This window comes from Calderihabitans maritimus, from assembly GCF_002207765.1.
Lineage (GTDB): Bacteria > Bacillota > KKC1 > Calderihabitantales > Calderihabitantaceae > Calderihabitans > Calderihabitans maritimus.
Map to the genome: position 1 here is coordinate 1 of NZ_BDGJ01000057.1, position 3,908 is coordinate 3,908.

Below are 3,908 nucleotides of genomic sequence, written 5' to 3' on the forward strand. Positions count from 1 at the left end.
AAACAAGAAGCAAGGAGAAGTGTGAAATCTTCTTAGTTTCATCAGCGAGGAGGAATAAAGATCAATGAAAGGCCGAAAAATAGTACCCCTTATAATGCTGGCATTAATAGGGAGGGAAGATACATGAAAAAAATTACCGCTGTTATGTGGCACAGCCATACCACTACCATGCGGCGGGCCAGGGAGCTAGTGAAAGATGTGCTGGAGGTGAAAGTATACTCGGCCCGCTTTCTGGATGAAGGTAAGGAGGATCTGGCGGACGCGCTTGAAGACATGGCCCAATCCGACTTGATCTTTTTCTACCGGTCTGCATCTGAAACTATTTGGGCTGAGCTGGAAGAGGCCGTTAAAAAGATGGATAAGCCCGTTATTTGTACTGCCCATGACCCGGCCTTATGGGGCCTTTCTACGGTGGATGCGAAGATCATTTCCCGGTGCTACACGTATATAGCTTACGGCGGGGCGGAGAACTTCGCCCGCATGCTCCGGTACGTGGCGGCCGGGGTTTTGGGGATGGATGTAACCTATGAGGAGCCCCTTCCCCTCCCGTGGGAGGGCATCTATCACCCCCGGGCTGAAGATTACTTCACCAGTGTAGAAGATTACCTGGCCTGGTACAAGCCCAAACCCGCCCCTGCGGTAGGGCTGCTTTTTTCCCGGGGCCACTGGGTTAACGGGAACACAGCAGTGGAGGATATGCTGATACGCCTGCTGGAAGAAAAGGGGTATAATGTTATTCCGGCCTTTTGTTATTCTCTGAAGGACGCCGATTTGGGAACAAAAGGTTCGGGGGAGGTGGTGCGGGAGTACTTTTTCGATGCAGAAGGACGTCCCCGCATAGCCGCCCTGGTGAAACTGGTGGCCTTCTTCCTTGAGGCCGGTGCGAAAAGTGATGATTTCCTGCAAGAAAATGTAGCTTCTGCAGGGGTAACTTTGCTGCAGAAATTGGGTGTTCCCGTCTTTCAGCCGGTAACCTCGTTTTACCGGACGGTGGAGGAATGGGCTTTAGACCCGCAGGGACTGAACCAGGATATCTCGTGGACCATTGCCATGCCGGAGTTTGAAGGCGTTATCGAGCCCATCTTCATTGCCGGGGCAAGGCTCGAAGGGGAACTGGAGATACGGATGCCCGTTGAGGAGCGGTGCCGGCATTTAGTTGACCGGCTGGCCAACTGGATAAAGCTGGCCCAAAAGCCAGTGAGCGAGAGAAAAGTGGCTTTTATCCTGCATAATAACCCCTGCGCTTCGGTAGAAGCCACTGTCGGGTGTGGGGCCAACCTCGACACCCTGGAGAGTGTGGCCAGGATCCTGCAGCAGATGCAAAAATCTGGCTACAAGGTGGAGGCTCCTGCTGATGGCAAAGAACTCATTGACACGATCATGAGCCGCAAGGCCATTTCCGAGTTCCGCTGGACAACCACTGATGAAATCATCAGCAAGGGCGGGGCCCTGGAGCTGATTCCTGTGGAGGAGTACCGGCAGTGGTTTGACACCCTTTCTCCGCGGGTGCGGGAACGCCTCATCGAAGCCTGGGGTGAACCTCCGGGAGAAGCGAAAAACGGTGTTCCTGCGGCAATGGTGCATGGAGGTAAAATCATCGTTACCGGGGTTCGATACGGGAATGCTGTTGTGTGCGTCCAGCCGAAAAGAGGCTGTGCCGGATCGCGGTGCGACGGGCGGGTCTGCAAGATCCTGCACGACCCGGACATCCCGCCGCCCCACCAGTATCTGGCCACCTACCGCTGGCTGGAGAAAGAGTTTGGTGCGGACGTGATCGTGCACGTGGGCACCCACGGGAACCTGGAGTTTTTACCTGGTAAAGGGGTGGGCCTCTGCAGGGACTGTTACCCCGACCTGGCCATTGGCACTCTGCCGCACCTGTATATCTACAACGCCGATAACCCACCGGAGGGGACCATCGCCAAGCGGCGGAGCTACGCCGTGCTCGTCGATCACATGCAGACGGTAATGACCCAGGGTGGCCTTTACGACGAACTGGACGAACTGGAGCGGTATCTCGAAGAATACGAAAAGGCCAAGATAGCCGATCCTGCCCGTGCCCATACTTTAAAGCATTTGATTATCGAAGAAATCAAAAAGACCAACCTGGAGAAGCAAATCCCTGTGGAAGGCGGCCATGATGATTTTGCCGCCATTGCCGAAAAAGCTCATGAAGTGCTTTCTCTGATCCGGAACACTCAGATTCAGGACGGCCAGCACATCTTTGGGGAGATCCCGCATGGCGAAAAGCGGGTGGAATTCATAAACTCCATCCTGCGCTTTGATGCCGGGGAGGGGGTTTCCCGGCGCCGAGCAGTGGCCAGGCTCATGAATCTGGATCTCGCCGAGCTTTTGGCCGACCAGGGGAAGTTTTCGCTTCGCTACGGTAAATCCTACGGCGCCCTTCTGGAAGAAATTGATGCCGCCGCCAAGGTCTTTATTGGCCGGTTCCTAAAGGGCAAGGAAGTGGATCCGGGTTTTGCCCGAGAGGTCCTGGGTGAGAAGTTTGTCTCCCCCGAGGCCTTGCCAGAAGTAAACGCCCTTTTGCCCCGGGTACTGGATTTGAACCAGCGCATTGAAGCTTCTAAAGAGATCGAATCGCTGCTGGCCGGTTTTGACGGCTGCTACATTCCGGCCGGACCCTCGGGGCTCATTACCCGGGGGCGGGACGACGTCCTGCCCACCGGTCGCAACTTCTACTCCTTAGATCCTCATCGTGTGCCCACAAAGGCTGCCTGGGAGGTAGGGAAGCGCCTGGCGGAAAAGGTCCTAGCCAAACACCTTACCGAGGAGGGACGTTACCCGGAAAATATCGCCCTCTACTGGATGTGCAACGACATCATGTGGGCCGATGGCGAAGGTCTGGGGCAGATGCTCTACCTTTTGGGCTGCCGGCCGAAGTGGCTCCCCAACGGGCGGGTTGCCGGTATTGAGGTGATTCCATTGGAGGAACTCGGGCGGCCACGCATCGATCTAACTGTTCGAGTTTCAGGGATTACGAGGGACAACTTCCCCAACTGCATCGAGCTTTTGGATGAAGCTATCAGTACTGTTGCCGCACTTGATGAACCCCCAGAAGAGAATTATGTCCGCAAGCACACCCTTGCCCAGTTGGACGGAAGAATGGATGAAAATGCCTGGCGGGATGCCACCTTGCGCATCTTTGCGGCGAAGCCCGGCACCTACCAGGCTGGCGTTAACTTGGCTGTTTACGCATCGGCCTGGAAAGATGAAAAAGACCTGGCAGATATTTTCATCTACTGGAACGGTTATGCTTACGGCAAAGGTGTCTTTGGCAAGGAGGCCTTCCGCCAGTTGCAGGCCAGCCTGAAGACGGTGGATGTAACCTATAACAAGGTGGTTACCGACGAGTACGACCTCTTTGGTTGCTGCTGCTACTTCGGCACCCACGGCGGCCTGACTGCGGCGGCGCGGGTGGCCTCTGGTAAGGATGTCAAAACATATTACGGGGATACCAGGGAGCCGGAACACGTGGAGGTAAGGACACTTGCTGACGAAATCCGGCGGGTGGTGCGCACCAAGCTGCTTAATCCCAAGTGGATTGAGGGACAAAAGCGGCACGGCTACAAGGGTGCCGGTGACATTTCTAAGCGCATCGGTCGGGTATACGGCTGGGAGGCCACCACCCAGGAAGTCGACGACTGGATCTTTGACGACATTACCAGGACCTTCATCCTGGATGAAGAAAACCGCAAGTTCTTCGAGGAGCACAATCCCTGGGCAATGGAGGAAATTGCCAGGAGGTTGCTGGAAGCCCACCAGCGCGGCCTGTGGAACGCTGATCTGGAAGTTCTGGAAGGTTTGAAGGAGTTCTACCTGGAGATCGAAGGCTGGATTGAAGAGAAGATGGGCGAAGTTAAGGGGGACTTCCAAGGTGGTGCCATCGA

The 3,908-nt window shown here is 55.5% G+C and carries 1 protein-coding gene; it reads left to right on the forward strand.

The window, feature by feature from the left end; all coding sequences use genetic code 11:
- Positions 1 to 123: 123 nt before the first annotated feature.
- The coding region (gene cobN / locus KKC1_RS05730; protein WP_088553531.1) for a cobaltochelatase subunit CobN at positions 124 to 3,908 on the forward strand (3,785 nt) is incomplete at its 3' end.